21 protein-coding genes, 2 pseudogenes and 1 riboswitch are annotated in these 24,145 nt (G+C 71.8%); of the genes and pseudogenes, 11 read left to right on the forward strand and 12 right to left on the reverse strand.

The window, feature by feature from the left end; genetic code table 11:
- Positions 1-179: 179 nt before the first annotated feature.
- On the reverse strand, positions 180-1,412 hold the full coding sequence (locus SNR22_RS22130) for a serine protease (RefSeq protein WP_320068547.1): 1,233 nt from the start codon (positions 1,410-1,412) through the stop codon (positions 180-182).
- Positions 1,413-1,602: 190 nt separating this feature from the next.
- The gene (locus tag SNR22_RS22135; protein WP_413775685.1) at positions 1,603-3,717 is read right to left on the reverse strand and encodes an RICIN domain-containing protein; all 2,115 of its coding nucleotides are present in this window, start codon (positions 3,715-3,717) and stop codon (positions 1,603-1,605) included.
- Positions 3,718-4,357: 640 nt separating this feature from the next.
- Between SNR22_RS22135 and SNR22_RS22140 the strand changes: the two genes are divergently transcribed.
- Positions 4,358-4,939, forward strand: a complete 582-nt coding sequence (locus SNR22_RS22140) for a GNAT family N-acetyltransferase (protein WP_320068549.1) — start codon at positions 4,358-4,360, stop codon at positions 4,937-4,939.
- Here the strand turns inward: SNR22_RS22140 and SNR22_RS22145 are convergent, their stop codons facing one another.
- Both SNR22_RS22145 and SNR22_RS22150 read right to left on the reverse strand, forming a co-directional pair.
- Entirely contained in the window at positions 4,940-5,590 is a 651-nt protein-coding gene (locus tag SNR22_RS22145; RefSeq protein WP_320068550.1) for a hypothetical protein, read from the reverse strand.
- A 386-nt stretch (positions 5,591-5,976) separates the two neighbouring features.
- Positions 5,977-7,149, reverse strand: a complete 1,173-nt coding sequence (locus tag SNR22_RS22150) for an FAD-dependent monooxygenase (RefSeq protein WP_320068551.1) — start codon at positions 7,147-7,149, stop codon at positions 5,977-5,979.
- 92 nt (positions 7,150-7,241) lie between these two features.
- On the opposite strand from SNR22_RS22150, the gene SNR22_RS22155 reads away from it, so the two are divergent.
- The 3 genes from SNR22_RS22155 (at position 7,242) to SNR22_RS22165 (ending at position 9,565) form a co-directional block, all read left to right on the forward strand.
- Positions 7,242-7,925: a TetR/AcrR family transcriptional regulator gene (locus tag SNR22_RS22155; protein WP_320068552.1), complete on the forward strand. Its 684-nt coding sequence runs from the start codon at positions 7,242-7,244 to the stop codon at positions 7,923-7,925.
- A 188-nt stretch (positions 7,926-8,113) separates the two neighbouring features.
- Positions 8,114-8,896, forward strand: coding sequence for an inositol monophosphatase family protein (locus SNR22_RS22160; RefSeq protein ID WP_320068553.1), 783 nt, complete (start codon positions 8,114-8,116; stop codon positions 8,894-8,896).
- A gap of 138 nt (positions 8,897-9,034) precedes the next feature.
- Positions 9,035-9,565, forward strand: coding sequence for a DinB family protein (locus SNR22_RS22165; RefSeq protein ID WP_320068554.1), 531 nt, complete (start codon positions 9,035-9,037; stop codon positions 9,563-9,565).
- Positions 9,566-9,578: 13 nt separating this feature from the next.
- Here the strand turns inward: SNR22_RS22165 and SNR22_RS22170 are convergent, their stop codons facing one another.
- Positions 9,579-11,153, reverse strand: a complete 1,575-nt coding sequence (locus SNR22_RS22170; protein ID WP_320068555.1) for an FMN-binding glutamate synthase family protein — start codon at positions 11,151-11,153, stop codon at positions 9,579-9,581.
- Positions 11,154-11,307: 154 nt separating this feature from the next.
- On the opposite strand from SNR22_RS22170, the gene SNR22_RS22175 reads away from it, so the two are divergent.
- The 4 genes from SNR22_RS22175 to SNR22_RS22190 are packed head-to-tail and all read left to right on the forward strand — an operon-like array spanning position 11,308 to position 14,454.
- A complete protein-coding gene (locus SNR22_RS22175; protein WP_320068556.1) occupies positions 11,308-11,730 on the forward strand; it encodes a TOBE domain-containing protein in 423 nt (140 codons plus the stop codon).
- On the forward strand, positions 11,727-12,509 hold the full coding sequence (modA, locus tag SNR22_RS22180) for a molybdate ABC transporter substrate-binding protein (RefSeq protein WP_320068557.1): 783 nt from the start codon (positions 11,727-11,729) through the stop codon (positions 12,507-12,509). Before SNR22_RS22175 ends, modA begins: the two co-directional genes overlap by 4 nt.
- Positions 12,506-13,336, forward strand: a complete 831-nt coding sequence (locus SNR22_RS22185) for an ABC transporter permease (RefSeq protein ID WP_413775686.1) — start codon at positions 12,506-12,508, stop codon at positions 13,334-13,336. The genes modA and SNR22_RS22185 overlap by 4 nt, the downstream gene beginning before the upstream one ends.
- Before the next feature lie 47 nt (positions 13,337-13,383).
- Positions 13,384-14,454 (forward strand): ABC transporter ATP-binding protein, encoded by a 1,071-nt coding sequence (locus SNR22_RS22190; RefSeq protein WP_320068573.1) that lies wholly within the window; start codon positions 13,384-13,386, stop codon positions 14,452-14,454.
- A 162-nt stretch (positions 14,455-14,616) separates the two neighbouring features.
- On the opposite strand, the gene SNR22_RS22195 is transcribed toward SNR22_RS22190, so the two are convergent.
- Complete coding sequence (locus tag SNR22_RS22195; protein WP_320068559.1) at positions 14,617-16,041, reverse strand: endo-1,4-beta-xylanase; 1,425 nt, start codon at positions 16,039-16,041, stop codon at positions 14,617-14,619.
- Positions 16,042-16,188: 147 nt separating this feature from the next.
- Positions 16,189-16,532 (reverse strand): annotated as a pseudogene (locus SNR22_RS22200) (cupin domain-containing protein); the annotation flags it as partial.
- Positions 16,533-16,652: 120 nt separating this feature from the next.
- Between SNR22_RS22200 and SNR22_RS22205 the strand changes: the two are divergent.
- Positions 16,653-17,693, forward strand: a complete 1,041-nt coding sequence (locus tag SNR22_RS22205; RefSeq protein ID WP_320068560.1) for an NAD(P)/FAD-dependent oxidoreductase — start codon at positions 16,653-16,655, stop codon at positions 17,691-17,693.
- 54 nt (positions 17,694-17,747) lie between these two features.
- Here the strand turns inward: SNR22_RS22205 and SNR22_RS22210 are convergent, their stop codons facing one another.
- The 4 genes from SNR22_RS22210 to SNR22_RS22225 form a co-directional block, all read right to left on the reverse strand.
- Positions 17,748-18,497 carry an amino acid ABC transporter ATP-binding protein gene (locus tag SNR22_RS22210; RefSeq protein ID WP_320068561.1) on the reverse strand — a complete coding sequence of 250 codons (750 nt, stop codon included), beginning with the start codon at positions 18,495-18,497 and terminating at the stop codon, positions 17,748-17,750.
- Positions 18,494-19,297 carry an amino acid ABC transporter permease gene (locus tag SNR22_RS22215; protein WP_320068562.1) on the reverse strand — a complete coding sequence of 268 codons (804 nt, stop codon included), beginning with the start codon at positions 19,295-19,297 and terminating at the stop codon, positions 18,494-18,496. Before SNR22_RS22215 ends, SNR22_RS22210 begins: the two co-directional genes overlap by 4 nt.
- Before the next feature lie 80 nt (positions 19,298-19,377).
- Complete coding sequence (locus SNR22_RS22220) at positions 19,378-20,268, reverse strand: ABC transporter substrate-binding protein (RefSeq protein WP_320068563.1); 891 nt, start codon at positions 20,266-20,268, stop codon at positions 19,378-19,380.
- 273 nt (positions 20,269-20,541) lie between these two features.
- Positions 20,542-20,653, reverse strand: a riboswitch (SAM riboswitch).
- Positions 20,654-20,663: 10 nt separating this feature from the next.
- The gene (locus SNR22_RS22225) at positions 20,664-21,206 is read right to left on the reverse strand and encodes a hypothetical protein (RefSeq protein WP_320068564.1); all 543 of its coding nucleotides are present in this window, start codon (positions 21,204-21,206) and stop codon (positions 20,664-20,666) included.
- Between the two features lie 2 nt (positions 21,207-21,208).
- On the opposite strand from SNR22_RS22225, the pseudogene SNR22_RS22230 reads away from it, so the two are divergent.
- Positions 21,209-21,385 (forward strand): annotated as a pseudogene (locus SNR22_RS22230) (ATP-binding domain-containing protein); the annotation flags it as partial.
- Positions 21,386-21,445: 60 nt separating this feature from the next.
- Here the strand turns inward: SNR22_RS22230 and SNR22_RS22235 are convergent.
- Entirely contained in the window at positions 21,446-22,579 is a 1,134-nt protein-coding gene (locus SNR22_RS22235; protein ID WP_320068565.1) for an N-acetylmuramoyl-L-alanine amidase, read from the reverse strand.
- Between the two features lie 326 nt (positions 22,580-22,905).
- Here SNR22_RS22235 and SNR22_RS22240 point away from each other — a divergent pair.
- Positions 22,906-24,145, forward strand: a 1,240-nt coding sequence (locus SNR22_RS22240; RefSeq protein ID WP_320068566.1) for a serine/threonine-protein kinase, incomplete at its 3' end; no start/stop codon positions are given.

The following is a 24,145-nucleotide window of genomic DNA, read 5'->3' on the forward strand; positions in this document are numbered from 1 at the left end:
CACCGTCGCCGTCGGGCACCGGCACCTGATCGGCGGCGCGTGCCCAGCGGCGACGGGACTCATCCGGACGCGAAGCAAGCGTCCGGATGAGGTGCCCGCTCGACCCGGAAGAGAACCAGGCGGACCGGTAACATCGCCGAGGCGCGTCTCACGCCCCGGCGGCCCGTGCTCCGTGGTCGTCAGCCGTTGTTGTCGATCATGCTGGCGATCTCGTTGTAGATCAGGTGGGCCTTGGCGCCCTGGTTCGACGGGCAGCCGCCGAGGTGGTGCAGGGCGATCACCCGGTGGCTGGCGTTCAGCACCGGCGAGCCGGAGTTGCCGCCGGAGGTGTCGCAGCTGTAGCTGATGTTCGAGGTGTTGTAGTTGGCGTTCCGCACGCTGCACGTCGTGCCGTTCTGGGTGTCCTCGTAGATCGACAGTCGCTTGGGGCTGCCGTCGCCGTGCCCGGGGATGTAGATCCGCGTGCCGGTGGTGGTGGCGGCCGTCGCCAGGTACAACGTGCCGAATCCCTGGATGTTGGCGAAGTTGTTCACCGAGTACAGGGTGTAGTCCAGGTCGCTGGAACCGCCGCTGCTGACCTTGTAGAGGGTGGCGCCGCTGACCTTGGTGCCGGCGCCGGGGTTCGCGCCGCCACAGCTGGCGCACTGGTAGTCGAACTGCATCTCGCTGCCGCTGACGGCGGACTGGGTCGAGAAGCAGTGCTTGTTGGTCAGCATGCGGTTGGTGTTGCCGACCCGCCAGGTGGTGCACATCCCGCCGCCGCTGATCAGCAGCCGCGCCACCGCTCTGCCGCGGGCGTACTCGGTGGGGTGGCTGCTCTGGTAGCAGACCACGTCGCGGCGGGCGTCGGTGCTGCAAACGGACTGCGTGGAGAAGTTGTGCAGCGAGATCTCCGTGCTGTCGTAGCCGCGCCAGAACCGGTCGACGGTCGCGGCGTTGTCACGGGAGGGGCGGCTGCTGTGCAGCGTCACCACTGCGGTGTCGCCCTCCACCGACATCGCCCAGAAGCCCGGCTGTCCGTCGGTGGTGTAGTCCGAGCCGGTCGCCCGGTTCAGGTGGCGGTCGTAGCGGTGGCTCTCCCGGCCGTCGGGGCTCGACACGGTCACGTAGTCGCCGTCGGCGAGTCGCAGTGAGCTGAAGTGCACCTTGACGTACGAGGCGCCGGGGTGCTGGATGATCTGTTCCCGGCCGTTCCCCGCGGAGGACAGCGAGCCGTCGACGGTGCGGAGTTCACCGACAGTGGTGACGCCCTCGGTCGAGAACTGGTCCGATTCGGGTGCCCGCTCGGAGTGTGGTGCGAGAGGTTGAACCGAGTACGCCTCGGCGGCGGGTACCGACAGCGCACTCAGCCCGAGTGTGCAGGCGCCGAGCGCGACCGCCGCCGTCCGCAGACGGCGCAGGGTGTGTCTCATCGTTGCTCCTCCCCAGGAACCAGCACCCAGATGTGCTTGCAGCCTTCATACCCGACTCGATCGACGCATGCAAATGTCGCTATGAAAGAAGGCCCAGGGAAACGGCCACGGCCAGCACCAGCAGGGCCATGCCCGGCCGCAGGTGCGGCACCGCCATCGGGGACGGCGCCGCGCCTGCGGCCGGGGGCGGTTACGGGCCGTTGACCAGGTAGGCGACCTGATTGCCGCTGTTGACCGTCGCGCCGGTGTTGTTGATGACGCGGGCGATCGTGCCGGTCCCGCCGAGGGAGACGGTGACCATGTTGTGGAACTTGACGTTCGGGGTCACCGGGACCTCGAACGAGTGCCCGAGCACGACGCCGGGATTGGTGGAGAAGTAGCAGTAGCTGCCCAGCCCCCATGCCTCGTGGCTGGTGACGGAAGCGCCGACCTTGTACGCGGCCCAGCCCTGCGCACCGCCGCCGCTGGACCAACCGGCCTGGTTCGGCACGTCGTACGGGATCTCGTTCTGATAGAAGTACGTGCGGCCGCCGTTGCCGTTCCAGATGGTCTGGTACTGCTGGTAGTGCTCGACGAACAGGCCGTACATGGTGACGTTGTTGCCGTTGACGACGAGGCCGTTGGCGCCGGTGTTGATGTTCCAGCCGACGGTGCCACCGTTGCCGTGGTCGGCCCGCCAGATCCACATGTGGTCGCCGATCACGTTGTTGCTGTTGACCCGCAGGCTGACGGTCGCCTTGCCGGCGATGGCACCGCCGACGCGGAAGAACACGTCGTGCAGCGACGTCGGGTTCGCGGCGTGGTCGGCGGCGGAGCCGGACGGGCCGACCTCCATGAGGACCTGCGAGTTGGTCGTGCCGGCGTCGAAGAGGATGCCGCCGACCTTCACGCCGTCGACGTCGGCGACGCTCATCGCGGTGACCCCGTTGTCCGGCACGATCGTGGCCAGGCCGAGGCCGAGCACGACCGTGTTGGCCCGGGTGATCCGGATCGTGTCGTTGACGTGGTACACGCCGGGCGTGAAGAGCAGGTTCTGCCCGGCGGTGAGGGCCGCGTTGATGCTCGCGGCGGTGGCGCCGGCCTTGACGATGTGGAACTGGCTGATCGGCAGGGAGCTGCCGGCCGTGGTGCCGCTCTGCCAGCTGTTGCCGCTGGAGTTGGCCCGCAGCGCCGGCACGAACACCTGGTAGGCGCCGGCGGAGTCGACGTACAGGAACGGCTTCTCCCGCACGACCGGGGTGCTGCCGACGGTGGTGTACGGCGGGCTCGGGAAAGTGTTGGCCGGAGCGCCGCTGGTGCCGACGAATACCTGGTTCCAGTTGCTGCCGCTCCAGCTGCCGATCGCGGAGTTGCGGGTGATCCACTGCTGCTGCGAACCGGACTGGATCTGGCCGTCGATCTTGCTGTCGGAGATCCATCCGCCGGAGGACCAGCCGCCGTCGGACAGCGCGAGGTTGCCGCGGACGTGCATCCGCCGGTACGGGGCGGCCTGCGACACCGCCCAGCGGTCCAGGCCACCGGTCGGGGTCACGGACAGGTTCTCCGCGGCCCGCCAGAAGTTCTGCGTCGCGTTCTGCGAGCCGTCCGGCCACCAGTCCGCCTCAGCGTGCACGGCGCCGTTGATGACGACCGAGTCGGGGCTGATGCCGAGGCCGGCGACCTGGGTGAAGAACCCGACGTTGGCGTTGACGTTGTACGTGCCGGGCTTGAACAGCAACGCGTAGCGCTGGTTGCCGAACTGGTTGGTGACCTGCTGGTTGAACACGGTGTTGAGCCGGTTCTGGATGGTGGCCTGCGACATCGACGGGTCGAACACCGAGACGTTGGGGCCGAGGTCGGGATTGTTGGGGTTGTTCGGCCCGCCGGTCGCGGTGGGGGTGGGGGTCGGGGTGCTACCGCCGCCGAACGTCCACCTCTGGTTGGCGGTGCCGGCGCACGACCACAACTGCAGCTTGGCGCCGTCGGCGAGGTTGTTGTCCTTGATGTCCAGACACTTGCCGGAGGCGGTGTTGACCAGGTTGCCGGCCGAGGTCAGCTGCCACTTCTGGCTGGCGACGCTGTCGTAGCAGGTCCAGATGTGCACCACGGCGCCGTCGGCGGTGGAGCCGTTGGCGACGTCGAGGCACTTGCCGAGGCCCTGTACGGAGCCGTTGTCGGCGAGGGTCCAGGTCTGGTTGGGGCCGCTCGCGCAGCTCCACATCTGGGGCTGGTTGCCGTCGGCGGTGGAGCCGTTGGTCACGTCGAGGCACTTGCCGTTGGCGGCGCTGGTGAGCCGGCCGCTGCTGGCGGCGGACGCAGCGGTCATGGTGACCGTGCCGATCGTGCCGACGGATGCGGCGGTGACGCCGAGCGCCAGCAGCGTTGTGCGCCACCTGAAGCTTTTCGATCTTGGCAACTGAGACTCCTGTTCTGGGTGGTCGGTCACCGGTGGTGCGCCGGGTGGGCATGACCGTCCGGCCCGACGTCGACTGGCGGGACGCCGGGGTGGAGGTGGGGTGCGGTGGCGCGCCGGATCCATCGACGCCTGTAACAACGAGGAAACACGTCCACGCCGTGGCGTGTCAACACAACGGGGCAACTTTCTTAGCGGCTTTATACAAGTCGCTAAGAAACTCGTCGGCGCTGACCATCCCTCCCGCGGGCCACCGCGTACGCCGGCAGCAGGTTGCCGTCCACCGCCGGCGGGCCCTCGAGGGATCCCTGGATCGCTTCATCTTGGCGCAGCTCGCACCCCGACGGTCAGGTCACTCCTACCCCGAACCACCTCGACCAGCCGTTTCTCTACCGCCGTGGGGCGAGCGCCGCACATGGATTGGGCCGATCGTCGTCCGGGGTGGGCGAACGGCGGATGCAGGGCTGCGGTGGGAGCCGAGCATGTCCTCCGTGTCGCCCCTTACCGCGGGAATCAGGTTGCCTGCGCTGCCTACCTGGGGCAGCCTTCGCGTGTGATCGAGACCCGTGTCCTGGCTGAGGGCGATTGGAAGATCTGGCGAGACCTGCGGCTCGCCGCGCTGACAGAGGCGGCATACGCCTTCGGTTCCCAACTGGCGGACTGGCAAGGTGATGGCGACCGAGAGGAACGCTGGCGCGGTCGGCTCACCATTCCCGGCTCGTACCAGGTAATGGTGATGCTCGACGGCCAGCCGGTGGGAATGAGCAGCGGGCTGCCGACCGATCAGGATGGCGTCGTCGAGCTGATCTCCATGTACGTGGCGCCGATGGGACGGGGCCGGGGCGTAGGGGACCGCCTCGTACGGGCGGTCGAGCAGTGGGCGCGGCAGGGGGGCGCGGTGACCCTGCGCCTCGCCGTGGTGGAGGGCAACAAGAACGCGTGGGCGCTCTACCAGCGCAATGGCTTCCGTGATGCGGGTGAGCTGGGTGACCTCATGCCCGACGGCGTGCGCCGGGAGCACATCATGGCCAAGGATCTCACCGTGCCCGACACCGCGCTTCCCTCGGCACCGGCGATCGGATCGCCCACAATGCTCACCCGGCAACCTGAACCCCATTCGGGATCCCCTCGCTGATCAACGCGGTGGCGAGACGTACAGCCCGGTCCGGCACCCCATCTCGCCCGGCTCCAGCCAGATGGCGTCGTACCCGGGTGACTCGATGGCTCCGCCGGGCGCCCGGACCATGAGCAGGCAGTCCCGTTCGGCGGGTACGCCTACCGCGGCGACGAGGGCACCTTCGTGCGTGACCGTGTCGACGATGATGTGCTTCTCGGGAAAAGCTGTTCGCACCGAGTCCTCGAGCGTGTCGGGTGTAGCGGTGCGCAGCGCTGCGGTCAGCCGTTTCTTTGCGTCGTCGGGAAGCCTGGGGATCGGCGCGGCGGTGGGGGCCGGGGGAGCGGCTACCGGTGGGCAGTCGATCTCCTGATGCGAGGTGTAGCGGTAGAGTTCGAGCCGGTAGCGGTAGCATCGGGTGGCCTGGCCGGCATCGTTGCCGAGGTCACCGAAGGAAGTCCCCGGCCGCTCGGCGACTGTCACCACGAATCGGACGTCGATGGTGGCCTGCTCGCTTCTGGCGGTTCGACCCGACCACGCCAACGGCTCACGTCGGACGGTCGAGACGCCGCCCTCCACCGCCTTGGGGATCTCGGTCGCGGCGATGTACTCGGCGTCGCGAACCCGGTTGCGATGACCGAGGTTGTCATCGAGGAGCTCCGCTTCGGTCACCGCGATGTCCCGCGCCAGCAAGTCTCCGTCGCGGTGCTCCGAGCACCCGCTCAGCACCAGGCAGGTCGCCATCGCCGCGGTCAACAGCGGGGCCCCGAGGCGCCGGCGAGCCCCGAGAGTTCTCGTCAGTTGTCGCGCCGTGTCCGGCAATTCATGCGTCGGCATCAGTACCCCCGCTCACGTCGCCAAGAACGCGTCCGTCTCGCGACTGCAGTTCAATGCTCATCGGTCGTTCGGCCCAGCAGAGCCATGGCAGTGAGCATGCCAGCCGGCAGTAGCAGCGGGATGAGTTCCCGTACCTATCCCGCCGAGCCGGCCACCCGGAACCGCGCGCGGGCAAGGACGGCTTGCAGTGCGGTGCCTCGGGCCAGGGCCCGGCGGGCCGGCTATGGGTAGCTCGGCAGCTCGATATTGGTGCTGCGATCCTCGGCTGTTCTGAGCATCATGGCCATGAGGAACGGCTGGTTGAGCAGACGGTTGCGCCATCGCGCCGCCACAGCGGTACGCGGTGCGAAGAACCTGCCGGTGGTGTCACCGCCCTTCTGGCAGCGCCGGGCGAAGTCGGCTAGCAGCCGTTCGTAGCGCGGGAACGCGACGGTGTGGTCGCCGTCGGCGGCGGCCAGTTCGCCGGCCAGGGCGTACGCCGCGACTATCGCGGTGCCGGTGCCCATTGCGCCGAGCGTGGCTCCGCAGGCGGCGTCGCCGACAAGGGCGATCCGGCCGCGCGACCAGGTGGGGACGTCCACCCGGCAGATCGAGTCGAAGTAGAAGTGGGGTGTGTCCCGCAGTCCGGCGAGGAGGCGTGGCACTTCCCAGCCCATGTCGGCGAACCGCTCGCCGATGATGCCGCGCTGCTGGTCCGGCTCGTGCCGGTCGTAGTCCAACGGTGGTGCGGCGAATACCACGAACGCGCCCGCCCTGGACGGGTCGCGGTGGTCGCCGCCGATGCTGGCCATCCGGCCGGGGGAGTTGTGTAGCAACGAGTGCCGGCTGAGCCCGAGGTCGTTGGGCATCTCCCAGGTCGCCACGTAGTAGCCGAGGTGGCGGACGAACCCTTCCTCCGGCCCGAAGGCCAGCCGGCGGACCGCCGAGTGCACCCCGTCGGCGCCGATCACCAGATCGAAGGTGCGACGGATCCCGCTGGTGAAGGTGACGTCCACGCCTGTCGACGTATCGGTCATGGCCGCGATGCTGTCGCCGAACAGGTAATCGGTGCTGTTCCGGGTCTGTTCGTACAGCACCCGGGACAGGTCGAAGCGCGGCACCTCGATGTCACCGCCGGCGAAGTCGGCGGGCACTTCCATCAGCTTGCGACCCTTGGCGTCGACGAAGCGCATGGCGGTGCCGCCGGTCTGCACCTTGCGCAGGTCGTCGAGCACTCCCATCCGTTCCAGCACGCCCAGGTGGGTCTGGCCGCGGAAGTCGACGCGGTTTCCGCCACTGCGTAGTGCGGGTGCCAGTTCCACCACGGTCGGCCGGAAGCCGTGCCGAGCCAGCCAGTAGGCCAGTGCCGGCCCCGCGATGCTGGCACCGGAGATCAGCACGGTCGAACTCTTCATGACCAGCTCCTTCAGTCAAACCATATCCATCGGACACAGTTATTACTGTGTACCCTAGACGCAGTATCTGGACAAGTCCTGGCGGAGGCCACGTGACGATCGACTTCCTGTGGAACGGCCGCGCGCGGCCCACCCGCGGCCCCAAGCCGACACTGAGCCTCGAACGCATCGCCGACGCCGGCATCGCGATCGCCGACGCCGAAGGGCTCGATGCGGTCGCGATGCAGCGAGTCGCCGCCGATCTGGGTTTCACCAAGATGGCCCTCTACCGATACGTCGCGGGCAAGGCAGAGCTCGTGGCCCTCATGGTCGAGCGCGCCATCGGCGAACCGTCCGCCACCGACACGACCGACTGGCGGACCGCGCTGAAGGAGTGGGCTCACCAACTGCTCGCGGCACACCTGCGGCACACCTGGACACTCGAGGCGACCCTCGGCCCCCGGCCCATCGGCCCCAACGAACTGGGATGGATGGAGCACGCGCTGAGCATCCTGCCCACGACCGGCCTGACCGGAAGCGAGCGCCTCGACACGATCGCGGTGCTCGCCGGGCAGGTCCGTGCGATTGCCCAGCAGGCCATGGTGAGCCGACACCCCGAAGGGGACATCACCGCCAAGATCAGTGATCAGCTCCGCCGCCACAGCGACCGCTTTCCCGCACTCGTCGCGACGATGGCGGCGGCAGCCACCGACGGCGAGCATGACCAGGCGTTCGAGTTCGGTCTGGACCGGATCCTCGACGGCCTCGACACCCTGATCACACAACGCGGCAGCTGAGCAATCAGTACCTACGTGCACCAGGTGAAGGCGTTCGCCCAGCTGTCGGCGAACTGCTGCGGCAACGTCACCACTGCGGTGTCGCCGTCGACCGCCGATCACCGTGACCGGGTAGGGCCCCGGGGCTGGTGCCCGGGCCTCCCGGTGCAACGATCCTCACCGTCCCCGAACCTGGCGAGGAGAGCGTGATGGTCAGTGACGCCGAGTTGGACGACTGCCGGCGGATCGCCGAGGAGGCGGCGCGCCTCGGCGGCCGGGAACTGCTGCGGCGCTTCGGCGACCACGGCCGGGTCGACTACAAGAGCGCCTCCACCGATCCGGTGAGCGAGGCGGACCGGGCCAGCGAGGCCTGCATCGTGGAGCTGCTGTGCGAGCGCCGCCCCGACGACGGCATCCTCGCCGAGGAGGGCAGCGACCGGGTCGGCCGTTCCGGGCTGCGCTGGGTGCTGGACCCGCTCGACGGCACCGTGAACTACCTCTCCGGGATGCCGTTCTGGTGCGTCAGCGTGGCCTGCGAACAGGAGACGGCGGACGGCTGGCAGCCGATCGTCGGTGTGGTCCACGACCCGGTCCACGACGAGCTGTTCCAGGCCGCCCGGGGCCGGGGCGCGTACCTGGGCGAGACCCGGTTGGCCCGGCCCGCCCGCACCGCCCTCGACGAGGTCATCCTCGCCACCGGGTACGCGTACGACGTCGCCCACCGCAAGGTCCAGGCCGCCGTGGTCACCGACCTGGCCGGTGACGTACGGGGCGTGCGGATGTTCGGGTCCACCGCGCTGGCCCTGTCCTGGGTGGCCGCCGGGCGCTGCGACGCGTACGTCGAGGATCGTGCCTTCCGCTGGGACTGGGCGGCCGGCCTGGTGATCGCCACCGAGGCCGGCGCGGCGGTGGAGCTGCACGGCAGCCGGGTGCTCGCCGCGCCGCCGGAGCTGATCGACGAGCTCCGGCCCCGGGTCGGCGCGCTGGGATGAGGTCAACCGGCTGTGTCCCCGCCCGCTCGGGCGGCCCGTAGTGCGTGGGGCCCTAGGCGCTGCCAGGGGTGTCCCCGCCCAGGGCAGCCGACCGTTATTCCGGTCGACCGGTCCGACGGACGGTGCCAGGATGCCCGGGTGTCGGTATCTCTTCGTGATCTGGTCCGCTGGCAGTTCGACCTGACGTGGGCGCTGTTCGAGTACCACCTGGAACGCCTGGAGCCGGCGGACTTCCGCTGGGAGCCGGCGGGGCACTGCTGGACGATGCGCCCCGGCCCGGACGGCGGATGGGTGCCGGACTGGGCGGACACCGAGCCCGATCCGGTGCCCGTACCGACGATCGCCTGGCTCACCTGGCACATCGGCTGGTGGTGGTCAGTGGCGTCGGACCACGCCCATGGGCGGCCCGCACGGGAACGCGCCGACATCGGCTGGCCCGGCGCCGGCGAGGCGACGCTCGGGTGGCTGCGTGACCTGAGGGTGGGGTGGCTCGCGTACCTCGACGGGCTCACCGACGCCGAACTCGACGCCACCGTGTCGTTCCCCTGGCCGGCCGACTCCGGGCACACCGTCGCCCACCTGCTCGGCTGGGTCAACGCCGAGCTGATGAAGAACGCCGCCGAGATCGGCCAGCTCCGGCTGCTGCGCGCCGTCGGGGAACCCGCCTGAGCGGGAGGTGGTGTCAGCCGACGGCGGTGGGGGAGGGGGTGGCGGTGCCGCCCTGCGGCGCCTCGGGGGTCATCAGCCGGACGATCTCCGCCTGGTCGGCCGCCGACGGCATGCCCCAGTCGGGGCGGTAACCGTAGACCTCGCGCAGCGGCGTGGAGGTGGTCCGACCGCCGAGGATCTCCACCGCGTCGGCGTCGATCAGCCCCGGGTGCTCCACCCCGCACGCCTCGGCCACCTTGATCAGGTCCCGCCGCAGGGTCCGCAGGTAGTTCGCCGCCCGCACCGACTTCAGCGCCGGGTCCAGGCCCCGGGCCAGCCACGGGTTCTGGGTGGCGACCCCGGTGGGGCAGGTGTCGGTGTGGCACTTCTGCGCCTGGATGCAGCCGATCGACAGCATCGCCTCCCGGCCCACGTTCACCATGTCGCAGCCGAGCGCGAACGCCACTACCGCGTTGTCGGGCAGGCCCAGCTTCCCGGAGCCGACGAAGACCACCTGCTCGTGCAGCCCTCGCTCGGCAAAGATCTTGTACACCCGGGAAAAGCCCTGCTGGAACGGCAGCGACACCGAGTCGGTGAAGATCAGCGGGGCGGCGCCGGTGCCGCCCTCGCCGCCGTCGATCGTCACGAAGTCGACCCCGCGACCGGTGTCGCGCATCAGCGTGGTCAGCTCCTCCCAGAAGCCGAGGTCGCCGACGGCGGACTTGATCCCCACCGGCAGCCCGGTCTCGGCGGCCAGCAGCTCCACCCAGTCCAGCAGGCTGTCGCAGTCGGAGAACTCGGCGTGCCGGGACGGGCTGACGCAGTCCCGTCCCTGCGCGATGCCCCGGGTGGCGGCGATCTCCGCCGACACCTTCGCCCCCGGCAGCAGCCCGCCGAGGCTCGGCTTCGCGCCCTGGCTGAGCTTCACCTCCAGCGCCCGCACCGGCGCGCCGGCGATGAGGTCCTTGAGTCGGGCGAGGTCGAACCGGCCGTGCTCGTCGCGGCAGCCGAAGTACGCCGTGCCGAGCTGGAACACCAGCTCCCCGCCGCGCCGGTGGTACGGGGACAGCCCGCCCTCGCCGGTGTTCTGCAGGCACCCGGCCAGCGCCGCCCCCCGGTTGAGCGCCGACACGGCGTTGCCGGAGAGCGAACCGAAGCTCATCCCGGAGATGTTCACCACCGACTCCGGCCGGAAGGCCCGCGCCCGCCCCCGCGCCGCCCCGAGCACCTTGGCGCAGGGTAGCCGCACGTCGTGCCCGGCCGTCGGCGACGAGGGCGGCACCGCCCGGCCGAACGTGCGGTGCTTGATGATCGGATAACCGGCGGTGTACTCGATGTCGTTGTCGGTGCCGAACCCGAAGTAGTTGTTCTGCTGCTTTGCCGAGGCGTACACCCAGCGCCGTTGGTCGCGGGTGAACGGCCGTTCCTCGTTGTTGCCGGCCACGATGTACTGCCGCAGCTCCGGGCCGATCGCCTCCAGCAGATACCGGGCCCGACCGACCACCGGGAAGTTGCGCAGCAACGTGTGTTCGCGCTGGAGGAGGTCGCGGGCGGCCAGCGCGGCGACGGCGGCGGCAACGGCGGGTACGGCTCGACGGGCCCAGTTCATGCCGACAGTCTCCCCGGGGTCGCCGCGTTTCGCACGGCTGGCGCGGCGGGGCGCCTAGGTGGCGCAGTTGCGGGCCACTTCCCGATGTCTGAGCGGCGAATGCGAGGCAACAGCGTACTTTCGGATCGCATCAGCGGCACGGTAAGGTCCTCCCGTGGCGGTATTCCGGATCGGTGCGGCGGCTGAGCTGCTCGGCGTCAGCGCCGACACGGTGCGGCGTTGGGTCGACACGGGCCGCCTCACCGCGACCCGCGACCCGCACGGCCACCGGGTCGTCGACGGCGTGGACCTGGCCGCGTTCGTGCGCGCCGCGGCCGCCGCGCCGGAGGAGCACACCGAGCTCTCCTCGGCCCGCAACCGGCTGCGTGGCATCGTCACCGCCGTGCTCAAGGACGCGGTGATGGCCCAGGTCGACATCCAGGCCGGGCCCTTCCGGATCGTGTCGCTGATGAGCCGCGAGGCAGTCGACGACCTCGATCTCCAGGTCGGCTCGGTCGCCGTCGCGGTGATCAAATCGACGACGGTGGTGGTGGAACGACCAGCCCCGCAGCCCCCGCGAGGAAGGACCGGCGGGTGAACCGCAGCCGTACTGCCCTGGCCGGAGTGCTCGCCCTGACCCTCGCTTTGCCGGGCTGCGCCGGTGGGCCCGAGCGGTCCGCTCCCGGCGACGGGGTGCGCGGCCCACTCACCGTCTTCGCGGCGGCGTCACTGACCGAGTCGTTCACCCGGCTCGGCGAAGAGTTCGAGGCCGCCCACCCCGGCACCACGGTCACCTTCAGCTTTGCGGGCAGCTCCGCCCTGGCCACCCAGATCAACCAGGGTGCCCCCGCCGATGTCTTCGCCGCCGCGTCCGCGGCCACCATGCGCACGGTCAGCGAGGCCGGCAACGCCGACGGCGACCCGGTCACGTTCGCCCGCAACCAGCTCGTCATCGCCGTGCCGAAGGGCAACCCGAAGGGCGTCGCCCGGCTGGCCGACCTCACCCGGGCCGACGTGAAGGTCGCGCTCTGCGCCGAGCAGGTGCCCTGCGGCGCGGCGGCCCGCACCGCCCTCGACGCCGCCGGTGTGCCGCTCACCCCGGTCACCCTCGAACAGGACGTCCGGGGCGCGCTGTCGAAGGTGCGGCTCGGCGAGGTCGATGCCGCGCTGGTCTACCGCACTGATGCCATCGCCGCCGCGCGCGAGGTGGACGCCGTGGAGTTCCCCGAGTCCGCCGGGGCCGTCACCGACTACCCGATCGTCGCGCTGCGGCACGCCGGGAACGCGACCGCCGCCCGGGAGTTCGTCGGGTTCGTGCTGTCCGACCGGGGCCGGGCCGTGCTGACCGCCGCCGGGTTCCAGCCACCCCGGGCCTGACCGCGGTGGTACGACCGCACCCGGTGCCGCCGCGCCGCCGCGTCCCCGGCCGGCGGGTGCCCGTCGCCCTGCTCGTCCCGGCCGGGCTCGGGCTGCTCTTCCTCGTGCTGCCCCTGGTCGGGCTACTCGCCCGCGCCCCCTGGGGGAGCCTGCCGCAGCGGCTGGCCGCCCCGGGGGTGCTCACCGCGCTGCGGCTGTCCCTGGTCACCGCCACCGTCGCCACCCTGCTCTGCGTTGTCCTCGGCGTACCCGTGGCGTGGTTGCTGGCCCGGGTGGAGTTTCCCGGTCGGCGGCTGGTCCGGGCGCTGGTCACCGTGCCGCTGGTGCTGCCGCCGGTGGTCGGCGGCGTCGCCCTGCTGCTGGTCTTCGGCCGCCGCGGCCTGCTCGGCGGCTGGTTGGACGCCACCTTCGGGATCACCCTGCCGTTCACCACCGCCGGGGTTGTCCTCGCCGAGGCGTTCGTGGCCATGCCCTTCCTGGTCATCGCCGTCGAGGGTGCGCTGCGCGGTGCCGACGTCCGGTACGAGGAGGCGGCTGCCACCCTCGGCGCCGGGCGGTGGACCACCTTCACCCACGTCACCCTGCCGCTGGTCGCCCCCGGCGTGGCGGCCGGCGCGGTGCTCTGCTGGGCCCGCGCCCTCGGCGAGTTCGGCGCGACCATCACCTTCGCCGGGAACTTCCCGGGCCGCACCCAGACCATGCCGCTGGCCGTGTACCTGGCGCTGGAGACCGACCTGGAGGCCGCGATCGTGCTCAGCCTCGTCCTGCTCGTCGTCTCCGTGGCGATCCTCGCCGGGCTCCGCGACCGCTGGACCGCCGCACCGTGAGCGCCTCATCGCGCGCCCCCGGCCCGGGCGCGGCCGACACCGATCCGCTGCTGCTGGACGCCCACCTCGTCGCCGACCGGGGCGACCTGCACCTGGACGTGGCCCTGCGGGTGCGCGCCGGGGAGGTGGTCGCGCTGCTCGGCCCCAACGGCGCGGGCAAGACCACCGCGCTACGCGTCCTGGCCGGCCTGCACCCGCTGACCGCCGGTCACCTCACCCTCGCCGGGGTGGACCTCGACCGCCCCGACCGCCGGGCGTGGACGCCGCCGGAGCGCCGCCCGGTCGGCGTCGTCTTCCAGAACTACCTGCTCTTTCCGCATCTGAGTGCCCGCGACAACGTCGCCTTCGGGCCCCGGCGGCGCGGCGCGGACCGGCGAGCCGCCCACGCCCTCGCCGACGCCTGGCTGGCCCGGGTCGGCCTTGCCGAGCATGCCCGGCGCAAGCCCCGGCAGCTCTCCGGCGGCCAGGCCCAACGGGTCGCGCTGGCCCGCGCCCTCGCCGTCGACCCCACCCTGCTGCTGCTCGACGAGCCGCTCGCCGCCCTTGACGCCCGCACCCGGCTGGACACCCGCGCCGACCTGCACCGTCATCTCGGCGCCCACCCCGGCGCGACCGTACTGGTCACCCACGACCCGCTGGACGCGCTGGTGCTCGCCGACCGGCTGGTGGTCGTCGAGGGCGGCCGGGTGGTCCAGGAGGGCGACGCCGCCACCGTCACCGCCCGACCCCGCACCGACTACGTCGCCCGCCTGGTCGGGCTGAACCTGCACCGCGGCCACGCCGACGGTCACCGGGTCCGGGTCGGCGGGCTGACCCTCACCGCCGCCGACAGGGTGACCGGCGAGGCGTTCGTGGCGTTCCCGCCCGCCGCCGTGGCGCTGCACCCCGCCGAGCCCGACGGCAGCCCTCACAACACCTGGTTGGCCACCGTCGCCGGGGTGCAACGCCACGGGGACAACTTGCGCGTCCAGCTCGACGGCCCGCTTTCCGTCGCCGCCGACGTCACTCCGGCTATCGCCGCGCAGCTGCGGCTGACCCCCGGCCAGCGGGTGTGGGCGACGGTCGGGGCCGCCGAGACGCGCGCGTACCCGGCCGGGGCCGGTGACGCCGGACCGTGACGCCATCGGCCCCGACGGTGGACGTCGTCGGGCTGTGTCGGTGTGTGGGGCTCAACGGCGGAAGGCGTCGGACCGGGCCGGGGCACCGGAACCCGGCCGTGGTCGGGCACCGCGCCGGCCCGGTGCCGAGGGGGTACGCCTCGACGCCGGGCCGGAGCCGGGTCAGCTCGCGGTGCAGGAGGGGGTGCCGGCGGGCGGGACGCCGGTGCCCTGGAAGCCGAACTCGGTGGACTGGCCGGGGGTGAGCCTGCCGTTGTAGGCCACGTTGGCGAACCGGACCGTGCCGGTGGTGCCGTTGCCCTGGGCGCTCCACGTGTTGGTGACGGCGCTGCCCGACGGCAGCGTGACGGTGGCCGCCCAGCCGTTGGTGCCCGACGAACCGGCCGTGACCCGCACCGTCGCCACGAAGCCGCCGGTCCAGCTCTGCACGGTCATCGACGCCGCGCAGCCCGCGCTCGGCGGCGGGGTGGTCGGGGGCGGCGTGGTGGGTGGCGGAGTGGTGGGCGGCGTGGTGGTCGGGGGCGGGGTGGTCGGCACGGGGGTGCCGCTGTTCAGTGCGTCCAGGGTGGCGGTGTACGCGGCCTTCTTGTTGCCGTTGCCGTCGAAGAGCAGCGGGGTGCCGCTGGCCCGCCACGAGTCGGTGTCCCGGATGCCCCACACCGAGATTCCGGTGCAGCGGGACACCGCGAGGCACGCCCTGATGACGGTCGAATACGAGTTGGCCTGCGCCGTTCCGGAGCCCTCGATGTCCAGCTCGGTGATCTGCACGTCGAGGCCGAGGTTGGCGAACCGTTGCAGGTTCGCCTGGTAGTCGCCGGGCACCGGGGAGGCGCTGTTGAAGTGCGACTGGAACCCGACGCAGTCGATCGGCACGCCCCGCGCCTTGAAGTCGGAGACCATCGCGTACACGGCGTTGGACTTCGCGTTCTGCCCGTCGGTGTTGTAGTCGTTGTAGCAGAGCTTCGCGCCCGGGTCGGCGGCGCGAGCGGTGCGGAACGCCACCTCGATCCAGTCGTTGCCGGTGCGCTGGAGGTTCGAGTCGCGCCGGGCGCCGTTGCCGCCGTCAGCGAACGCCTCGTTCACCACGTCCCAGGAATGGATCTTGCCCCGGTAGTAGGTGGCGACCTGGGTGACGTGGTTGACCATCGCCGAGCGCAGCGCGCTGCCGCTGAGGTTCTGCGCCCAGCCGGGCTGCTGGGAATGCCAGGCCAGCGCGTGGCCCCGTACCTGCATGCCGTTGGCCCGGGCGTGGTTGACGATGCGGTCGGCGTTGGCGTAGTTGAACTGGTTCTGGGAAGGCTCGGTGGCGTCCCACTTCATCTCGTTCTCGGGGGTGACCATGTTGAACTCGCGGTTCAGAATCCCGACGTACGTGGAATCCGACAGCTTGTTCGCCGCCACCGCGGTGCCGAAGTAGCGGCCCTTCTCGGCCGCGGCGGTGGCCAGGGTGGTGCCGGCGCTGGCCGCGGTGGCCAGGGCCAGCACCGTGCCGACGGCCACCGCGGCGACGGCGGCGGAGGCCAGCGCCGCGCGTCGACCGGTGCTGGCCCTGGTGCGTCCGCGTTCGCGGACTGCTGGGGTGTTCATACCTGACTGTCCTCCGATGTGGATCGATCGTCGCCGCGCGGCCAGCAACATCAGTAAGTTTCGATACATGTTATCGAGATGTTTCGGAAACTTCCAGAGGAACATCGCCCGTCATGCACGGAGGATGCGCTTCGAAAATTTCGGCCGTCAGGTTTCGGTACGCCGACTGCTGGCCGGGGAGGGGCGGGAGCGCACGTGCATCCGCTCACCCTGCGGGCCGAACAGAATCAGCACCTCCAGCGGCTCGGTGCCCGGGTTGCCGAACCAGTGCGGCGTGCGGGTGTCGAACTCGGCGACCTCGCCGGGCTCCAGCACCAGGTCGTCAGCAGCCGCAGCCGTCCTGAGAGCACGAAGAGCCACTCGTACCCCTCGTGGGTCTGCAACTCCCGCTCGCAGCCCGGCCCGCCCGGTGGGTAGCTCACTCGGTACGCCTGCACCCCGCCACGCCGGCGGCTCAGCGGCAGCAGCGTCATCCCGCCGCGCTGGATCGGCGATTGTTGCCGAAACCGCAAGGAAGTTTGCTCGCACCGTCCGATCATCGGAGCATCGGAACTCGCCCGCCCCCGCACCGACCGGTCGGTGCGGGGAGACCGAACCCGGAGGACTGCGCCATGACCGAGCCGAACACTCACCCCCCGATCGCCCAGGCCTACGACGTGGTCATCGTCGGCGGTGGCGCGGCCGGGCTCAGCGGGGCCCTCACCCTGGCCCGGGCCCGCCGTCGGGTCCTCGTCGTCGACTCTGGCGCGCCGCGCAACGGCCCCGCCGGGGGCGTGCACAACTACCTTGGCCGCGAGGGTATCCCGCCGGCCGAACTGCTCGCCGACGGCCGCGCCGACGTGATCGGCTACGGCGGACGGGTCGTCGACGGCACCGTCACCGCCGTCGGCGCGTTGCCCACCGGAACCGGGGAGGCCGGGGAGAGCGCCGACCGGTTCGCCGTCGAGTTGGCCGACGGCGCGTCGGTGCGGGCCCGGCGGCTGCTGGTCACCACCGGCCTGGTCGACGAGCTGCCCGACGTGCCGGGCCTGGCGAAACGGTGGGGGCGCGACGTGTTGCACTGCCCGTACTGCCACGGCTGGGAGGTCCGTGCCGAGCCCGTCGGCGTGCTCGGCACCGGCCCCTTCGCGGTCCACCAGGCGCTGATGGTGCGGCAGTGGTGCGACGACGTGGTGCTCTTCCCGCACACCGCGCCGACCCCGACTCCCGAGCAGACCGAGCAACTCGCGGCCCGGGGCGTCGGCGTCGCCGCCGGCGAGGTCGCCGGCCTGGAGGTGCGCGACGACCGGTTGACCGGGATACGCCGGGGCGACGGCTCGGTGGTCGCCCGCGCCGCCCTGTTCGTCGCCCCGCGGATGATCGCCCGCTCCGCCGTCCTGGCCGGCCTCGGGCTCTCCCCGGTCGACGTGGAGATGGGCGGATACGTCATGGGCCGCCAGGTGCCCGCCGACGCGATGGGCGCCACCGCCGTACCGGGCGTCTGGGTGGCCGGCAACATCGCCGACATCCAGGCCCAGGTCATCGGCGCGGCGGCGGCGGGAATGCGGGCGGCGGCGGCGATCAATGCCGACCTGATCGCCGAGGAGATCGCCGGCGCCGTCGCCGCCCACCGCGCCCGGGCCGCGTCGACGGTGGGCCGCTCCACCGGCTGACCCGGATCCTCCGTCCCGGCGGGGTGGCCCGAGCACCCCGCCGGGCGAAGGGGTTCAGAGCACCTGGGCCAGGAAGCGGCGTAGCCGTGGGTGTTCGGGGGCCTCGAAGATCGCGGCGGGTTCGCCGGCCTCCAGCACCACCCCGCCGTCCATGAACGCGACGGTGTCGGCGACCTCGCGGGCGAAGCCCATCTCGTGGGTCACCACCACCATGGTCATCCCGCCGGCCGACAGCTCCGCCATGATGGCCAGTACCCCCTTGACCAGCTCCGGGTCCAGCGCCGAGGTCGCCTCGTCGAAGAGCATCACCTGCGGCTGCAACGCCAGCGCCCGGGCGATCGCCACCCGCTGCTGCTGCCCGCCGGAGAGGTGCGCCGGCCGGGCGTCGGCCTTGCCGGCCAGCCCGACCCGATCCAGTTGGGCGCGGGCCACCTGCACGGCCTCGTCCTCGCCGAGCCGCTTGAGCCGGCGCAGCGCCAGGGTGATGTTGCGCAGCACCGTCATGTGCGGGAAGAGGTTGAACTGCTGGAACACCATGCCGATCCGCTGGCGCAGCGCGTCCGGGTCGTCGCCGAGCACGCTGCGCCCGTCCAACAGCACGTCGCCGCGGTCCGGCTCGATGAGCCGGTTGACGGTGCGCAGCAGGGTGGACTTGCCCGACCCGGACGGCCCGATGACGCAGGCCGTGCCGCCCCGGGCGACGTCCAGGCTCGCGCCGCGCAGCACCCGGTTGGCGCCGAAGGCCAGGTGGACGTCGCGCACACTCAGGCTGACCGAGGTTGTCGTGCCGGTGGGAATGCTCATCGCGCATCCTTCTCCGTCGTCGCGCGGGCGCCGGCCTCGCCGGGCAGCGCGGTCTGGCCGGCGAGCGCGAGCCCGCCGTCGTCCTCGGCCGTCGCCGGTCGGCCCTGGCGCAGCCGCCGGTCGATCCAGTTCACGGCGTGGGTCAGCGGCACGGTCAGCGTCAGGTAGAGCAGGCCGGCCAGCAGCAGCGCCGACTCGTTGCCCGTCGTCGCCGCGTGGTCCTGCCCGATCCGGAACAGCTCCCGCTGGCTGGCCACCAGGCCGAGGAAGTACACCAGGCTGGAGTCCTTGATCAGGGCGATGAGCTGGTTCACCCAGGCCGGCAGCACCCGCCGGACCCCCTGCGGAATGATCACCAGGCGCATCGCCTCGCCCCAGGAGAAGCCCAGCGCGCGGGCCCCCTCCAACTGCGCGGCCTCCACGCTCTGGATTCCGGCCCGGAAGATCTCCCCGATGTACGCCGACCCGATCAGCGACAGCGCCAGGATGCCCAGCGGGTACGGGTTCGGGCCCCAGACCTGCATGCCCAGCGGCGCTAGGCCGACGCCGATGAGCAGGATCGTCGCTGCCGCCGGCAGGCCGCGGAAGACGTCGGTGTACACCCGCGCGGGCCACCGCAACCAGCGGGTACGCGAGATGCCCGCGACCGCCAGCAGCATGCCCAACAGGGAGCCGAGCAGGGCGGCCGAGATCGCCAGGATCAGCGTGTTGGGCAACCCGACGGTCAGCATCTCGGGTAGCGCCGCCCGCATCGACTCCCAGTCGAAGAAGGTCTCCCAGAGGGTGCTCAGTGGATCCATCAGTCGTCCTCCCGTCCGCCCCGCTCGCCGGTCATCCGTACCGTGAGCCCGTCATCCGTACTGTCAGGCGCGGGCGTACCTCAGGAGGACGCCGACGCCGACGGCGCGGCCGAGTCGGACGGCGCCGCCGACGCGCTCGGCACCGGCGCCGATCCGCTGCCCGGCGTGAAGTCCGCCGGGACCGGTCGGCCGGGGTAGTACTGCGCCTGCAACCGGCTCCACGTACCGTCGGCGATGACCTCGTCGAGGCCCTTGTTCAGCGCCTCGCGCAGCGCGTCGCTCCCCTTGGCCACCGCGTACGCGGTCGGGGTCGAGCTGAGCTGCTTCGCCGCCACCTTGATCTTGCCGCCGCTGTCGGCGGCCGACTTGTCGCCGATCTCGGCCGGAGCGATCCAGGCGTCGGCGGTGCCGGCCCTGAGCTGGTTGAGCGCGCCGTTGTAGTCCGGCACCCGCACCGGGTCCAGCTTCTGGCCGGTGGCGTAGTCGTCCTGCACGGTGCCCTGCACCACCACCACCCGCTTGCCGGCGAGCTGGTCGAAGCCGGTGATCGGGGAGCCGGCCGGGACGTCCAGGCCGAAGTAGCCGAAGTCGTAGCCGTTTCCGAAGTCGACCGTCTTCTTCCGGGCCTCCGTGATGGTGATCGAGGAGCTGCCCACGTCGAACTTGCGGTTGTTGACCTGCGAGAGCAGCGCGGAGAAGTCGGTGCCGACGAATTCCACCTTGAGGTCGATCTTCGCGGCGACGGCGGTGAGCAGGTCGTTGTCGAAGCCGGTGAACGTGCCGTCCTTGAGGTACACGTTCGGCGGGGCGTCGGTGAGCGTGCCGGCCCGCAGCACACCGGGGGAGGCCAGGCCGTAGGGGTTGTCGGCGGCGGCCGAGGTGTCGTCGCCGCAGGCGGTGAGGGCGGCGGCGCCGACGACGGCCGCGACGCCCAGCGCGGTGAACCTGGTCAGGGCAGCAAGGAATGGCACAGGTGTCTCCTGGGATGAGGACGACGTGCGGACGGCACGCCGTCGGGCACGGCACGCCGGTGGCGGTGCCGCGAAGGGGCTGTTACGGAAGGGGTGGAGGCGTTCAGCGCGCCGCGGGACGGCGACAGCCGTCGCTGCACACCCGCATCAGGTCCACGTGCCGGCACCGGATCAGCGTGGGGCGGGACGGCGACGCCGGCGGGGCCGAGTGGGCACCACGGGCGCGAGGACGAACAGACATGATTCTCCAAGGTCGGTGTTGACCTGGGGACCAGGCCACGCTTGCACCGGGGAAATGCCGGTGCCTGGTCTTCACCCGGGGCACCCCACCGCGGAGGAGGGTTGCCGGCCAGCGAGCCGGGGCTTGACGCTGGCGCTCATGACCTGCTGGGAGCCTAGCAACGACACCCGGGCGGGCGTCCAGTCGTTATGACCACGCTCACGCCTTGCCGAGGCTCAGCCCGGTAAGGAGCCAGGCCGGCGCCGAGCAGCGTGAAGGCGTGGTCGGCGGCGGCTGTCGCCTCGGGGTGCGCCTGCGTCGCGGTGTGCCCGGAGGTGAGGCGGCGCCAGTTGTCCCGGGCCAGCACCCGCTGCGCCGCGACGATCTGCGCCGCCGCGAGTCGGCCGGTCAGTCCGTCGGGCCGGGCCCCGACCGCCGGTCGTCCCCGCTCGTCGCGGCGCGTGCCGCCGGTGGCCTCGTCGAGGGCGTCGGCCAGCGCAGCCTCCTCGACGGCGGCATGGCCGGTCACCCGGGCGGCGAGGCTCGGGGTCGAGAACACCATCCCGTGGTACGCCAGCACCCGGGGGTCGTCGTTGAGGCCGGTGATCGGGTCGTGGCGGTCCAGTCCGTCGAGGAAGTGCCGGTGCAGCGCGGCGAGCGGCGCTTCGCCCGGGCGTCGGCCGCGCACCACCCGGGCCAACTCGCCCCGGGTGGCCACCGGTGCCCGTGACTCTGGCCAAGGGCCTGGAGTACGACCATGTGGTGCTGGTCGAGCCGGCCGACATCCTGGCCGCCGAGGCGCGCGGCGCGCACCGGCTCTACGTTGCCCTGACCAGGGCGGTGTCCCGCCTGGACATCGTCCACCACCGGCCCCTGCCGGCGGTGCTGGCCGACTGACCGGAACCCGACGGTGGGGCGGGACCCCGCCGGACCCGCCCCACCGCGATCGTGGGCCGGTCAGCCCGCCTGGAACGACTGGCGGACCACGCCGCCGACGAGCGCGCACCAGGTGCTCGTGCTGACCTTGCCGTTGGGGTGCAGGCCGTGCAGCCGCTGGAGGTCCTGGACGGCCTTCTTGGTGGCGTGGTCGAACTCGCCGGTCACCGCCACGTCGGCGTAACCCTTCGCGTTCAGGATGAACTGCACCGCGCTGACCGGGGCACCGGTGGCGTGCTTGTCCAGCTCGGGTGCGAGGGTCTCCCAGGTCGGTGCCGTGACGGTGGCGTCGACGTCGACCGGGATGCCGTTGCGGGCCTGCCAGTCCTGCACGGCGGCGACGGTCGCGGCGTCGAACGCGTTGTTCACCGGCAGGACATAGCCGTGATGGGTGAGCAGGTACTGCACCACCCGTACCGCCGGGGAGCTGACGAAGCGCCACAGGTCCGGCCAGCGGCGGGCCGGCACGTCGCCGATGCTGGTGCCCAGCTCCTGGAAGACCCGGCGGCGTAGTTCTGGGAACTGCCGGTAGAACGCCGCCCCCGGGCACGCGGTGGTGCGGAAGTCCCAGTGGCCGAAGATGTCGTGGGCGTGCAGCCCGTACCGGCGGCCGACCGTGGCGCAGAGCTGGACCAGCGAGTCGAGCAGCGCCTGCGGCGGGGTCTCGGTGACGTACGTGCCCTCGTTCTCGATGCCGATGGCCCGGCCGTTCTCTCCGGGGCAGTGCGCCGAGATCATCTGCCGGTCGCCGGCGGCCAGCCGCTCGAGGCTGCCGCGCCGGCCCTCCAGCACGTGCCCGCCCCGGCTGACGGTGAAGTGCTGGCCGGTGTCGGACCAGCCGTTGCCGTCCATGTGCAGGTCCTGGCAGTCCCGGGCCAGCTTCACGGCCTGGTCTCGCGAGTAGTCGGTGACGTTCGGGAAGGCCATGTGGTGCACGATGATCTTGTTGGTGGGGATGGCGCTGACCGCCAGGGGGCCGCTCGGCGGCCGGGCGTCCCACTCGTCACAACTGATGATCCAGTCGAGGTCCGAATCGGACGTGGCGTGCGCGGCGGACGGGAACGCGAGTTCCGCGCCGACGACGGCGACGGCCGCCGCGCCGAGTCCGGCCCGCAGGAGGGTGCGGCGGTCCAGCTCGGTGTGGTCGAAGTGCATGGCATCTCCTCGGGGGCCGACAACGGCACGGGGGGTGAAAAGGAGCTCCAAGGGCGGGGCGCGAGTTGGAGAATATTGCCACTGCCGACGGAACGCCAGAGGCCCGACCGGGCCCACCTCGTGCGTGCCGGCCCGGTCGGCCCGCCGCCACCCGTACACCTAGCCTCCTAGGATGCCGTAGGGGGAGTGGGCTGGTCGGGGTCGACAAACGAACGTCCGACGAGAGGTACGACCCGCACGCCGATGGTCGACTGGACAGCGCCCGCCACAATGGACGGCGTCCCTGTGGGCCGGGCGCAAATCCGGAAGAGCCGTGGAGGCCGTGCATGAGCGGCAACAACTGGCGGGTGTCCGGCTACGCCGAGGTGCGTGAGCTCGGCTCGGGCGCGTCCGGTCGGGTGGTGCTCGCCACCCACGAGGCGACCGGCACCCCGGTCGCCGTGAAGTACCTCGTCGGCGGCCTCGGCGGGGACCCGTCGTTCCGCGACGCCTTCCGTGCCGAGGCCCGGCAGTTGGCGGACATCGACAATCCGCACGTCTCCCGCCTCTACGAGTACGTCGAGTCTCCGGTGGGCGCGGCGATCGTGATGGAGTTGGTCAACGGGGTCTCACTGCGGCAGATGCTGCGCGCCAACGGGCCCACCGGGCCGGAGGCCGCGCTCAGCGTCCTCAAGGGATCCCTCGCCGGTCTCGCTGCCGCACACGACCGGGGGGTGGTGCACCGCGACTACAAGCCCGAGAACGTGTTGGTCACCGCGGAGGGGCGTAGCAAGCTGGCGGACTTCGGGATCGCCATGCCGGTGGGCCGGGAGTCGGCCACCACGGTCACCGGCACGCCCCGCTACATGGCCCCGGAACAGTGGACGGGCGCGGCGGCCTCCCCGGCGTGTGACATCTACGCCGCCACAGCCACCTTCTTCGAGTGCCTCACCGGTCGTCCCCCCTACGACGGCCGGAGTCTGCTGGCCCTGCGCGACCAGCACGCGCACGCGCCGATCCCCACCGACCCGGCCCCGCAGCCGGTGCACGATCTGCTGCGCCGGGGAATGGCCAAGCGGCCCGACGAGCGCCCCCAGCCGGCGCAGGCTCTCCTTGCCCTCCTGGAGGAGGTCGCCGCCCTGGCCTACGGGGCGGACTGGGAGGACCGCGGGCTCTCTGAACTGGCCCGTCGGGCCGCCCTACTGGCCGCGCTCTTCCCGTTCTCCGACTCGTCGGGCGGCGGCACCAGCCTGGCCAGCACGGTGCTCGTGCCGGAGGGCCGCCCGGGTATCGGCCGGGAGATCCGGACGGGCCGGCGCATGCGCACGGGCCGGGCCCGCCCGGCCCTGATCGGCGGTGCCCTGGTGGCGGCCGTGCTGGTGGGCGGCGTCGGTTACCGGTACGCCTCCGCCCCGACGGATGCCGGCCCTCCGGTCGCGATCGCGCCCGCGGCGGGCTCGTTGCCGGGGCCCGCCGCGCCGCCGACCCCGGCGGTGATCACGCCGACCCCCTCACCCGTGGCCCCGACCTCCGCAGGCCCGACGACGGCCGCGCCGACGTCCCGGCCGCCGACGCCTACGGGCCGGC

The sequence above is a fragment of the Micromonospora sp. RTGN7 genome, assembly GCF_033804645.1.
Taxonomy (GTDB): Bacteria; Actinomycetota; Actinomycetes; order Mycobacteriales; family Micromonosporaceae; genus Micromonospora.

Excerpts from the sequence above, each read along its gene's own strand:
- SNR22_RS22170 (WP_320068555.1), bottom strand. The coding sequence starts at position 11,153 with ATGAACTGGGCCCGTCGAGCCGTACCCGCCGTTGCCGCCGCCGTCGCC.
- SNR22_RS22205 (WP_320068560.1), top strand. The coding sequence starts at position 16,653 with ATGACCGAGCCGAACACTCACCCCCCGATCGCCCAGGCCTACGACGTG.
- SNR22_RS22195 (WP_320068559.1), bottom strand. The coding sequence starts at position 16,041 with ATGAACACCCCAGCAGTCCGCGAACGCGGACGCACCAGGGCCAGCACC.
- SNR22_RS22215 (WP_320068562.1), bottom strand. The coding sequence starts at position 19,297 with ATGGATCCACTGAGCACCCTCTGGGAGACCTTCTTCGACTGGGAGTCG.
- SNR22_RS22150 (WP_320068551.1), bottom strand. The coding sequence starts at position 7,149 with ATGAAGAGTTCGACCGTGCTGATCTCCGGTGCCAGCATCGCGGGGCCG.
- SNR22_RS22130 (WP_320068547.1), bottom strand. The coding sequence starts at position 1,412 with ATGAGACACACCCTGCGCCGTCTGCGGACGGCGGCGGTCGCGCTCGGC.
- SNR22_RS22135 (WP_413775685.1), bottom strand. The coding sequence starts at position 3,717 with ATGACCGCTGCGTCCGCCGCCAGCAGCGGCCGGCTCACCAGCGCCGCC.
- SNR22_RS22210 (WP_320068561.1), bottom strand. The coding sequence starts at position 18,497 with ATGAGCATTCCCACCGGCACGACAACCTCGGTCAGCCTGAGTGTGCGC.
- SNR22_RS22235 (WP_320068565.1), bottom strand. The coding sequence starts at position 22,579 with ATGCACTTCGACCACACCGAGCTGGACCGCCGCACCCTCCTGCGGGCC.
- SNR22_RS22160 (WP_320068553.1), top strand. The coding sequence starts at position 8,114 with ATGGTCAGTGACGCCGAGTTGGACGACTGCCGGCGGATCGCCGAGGAG.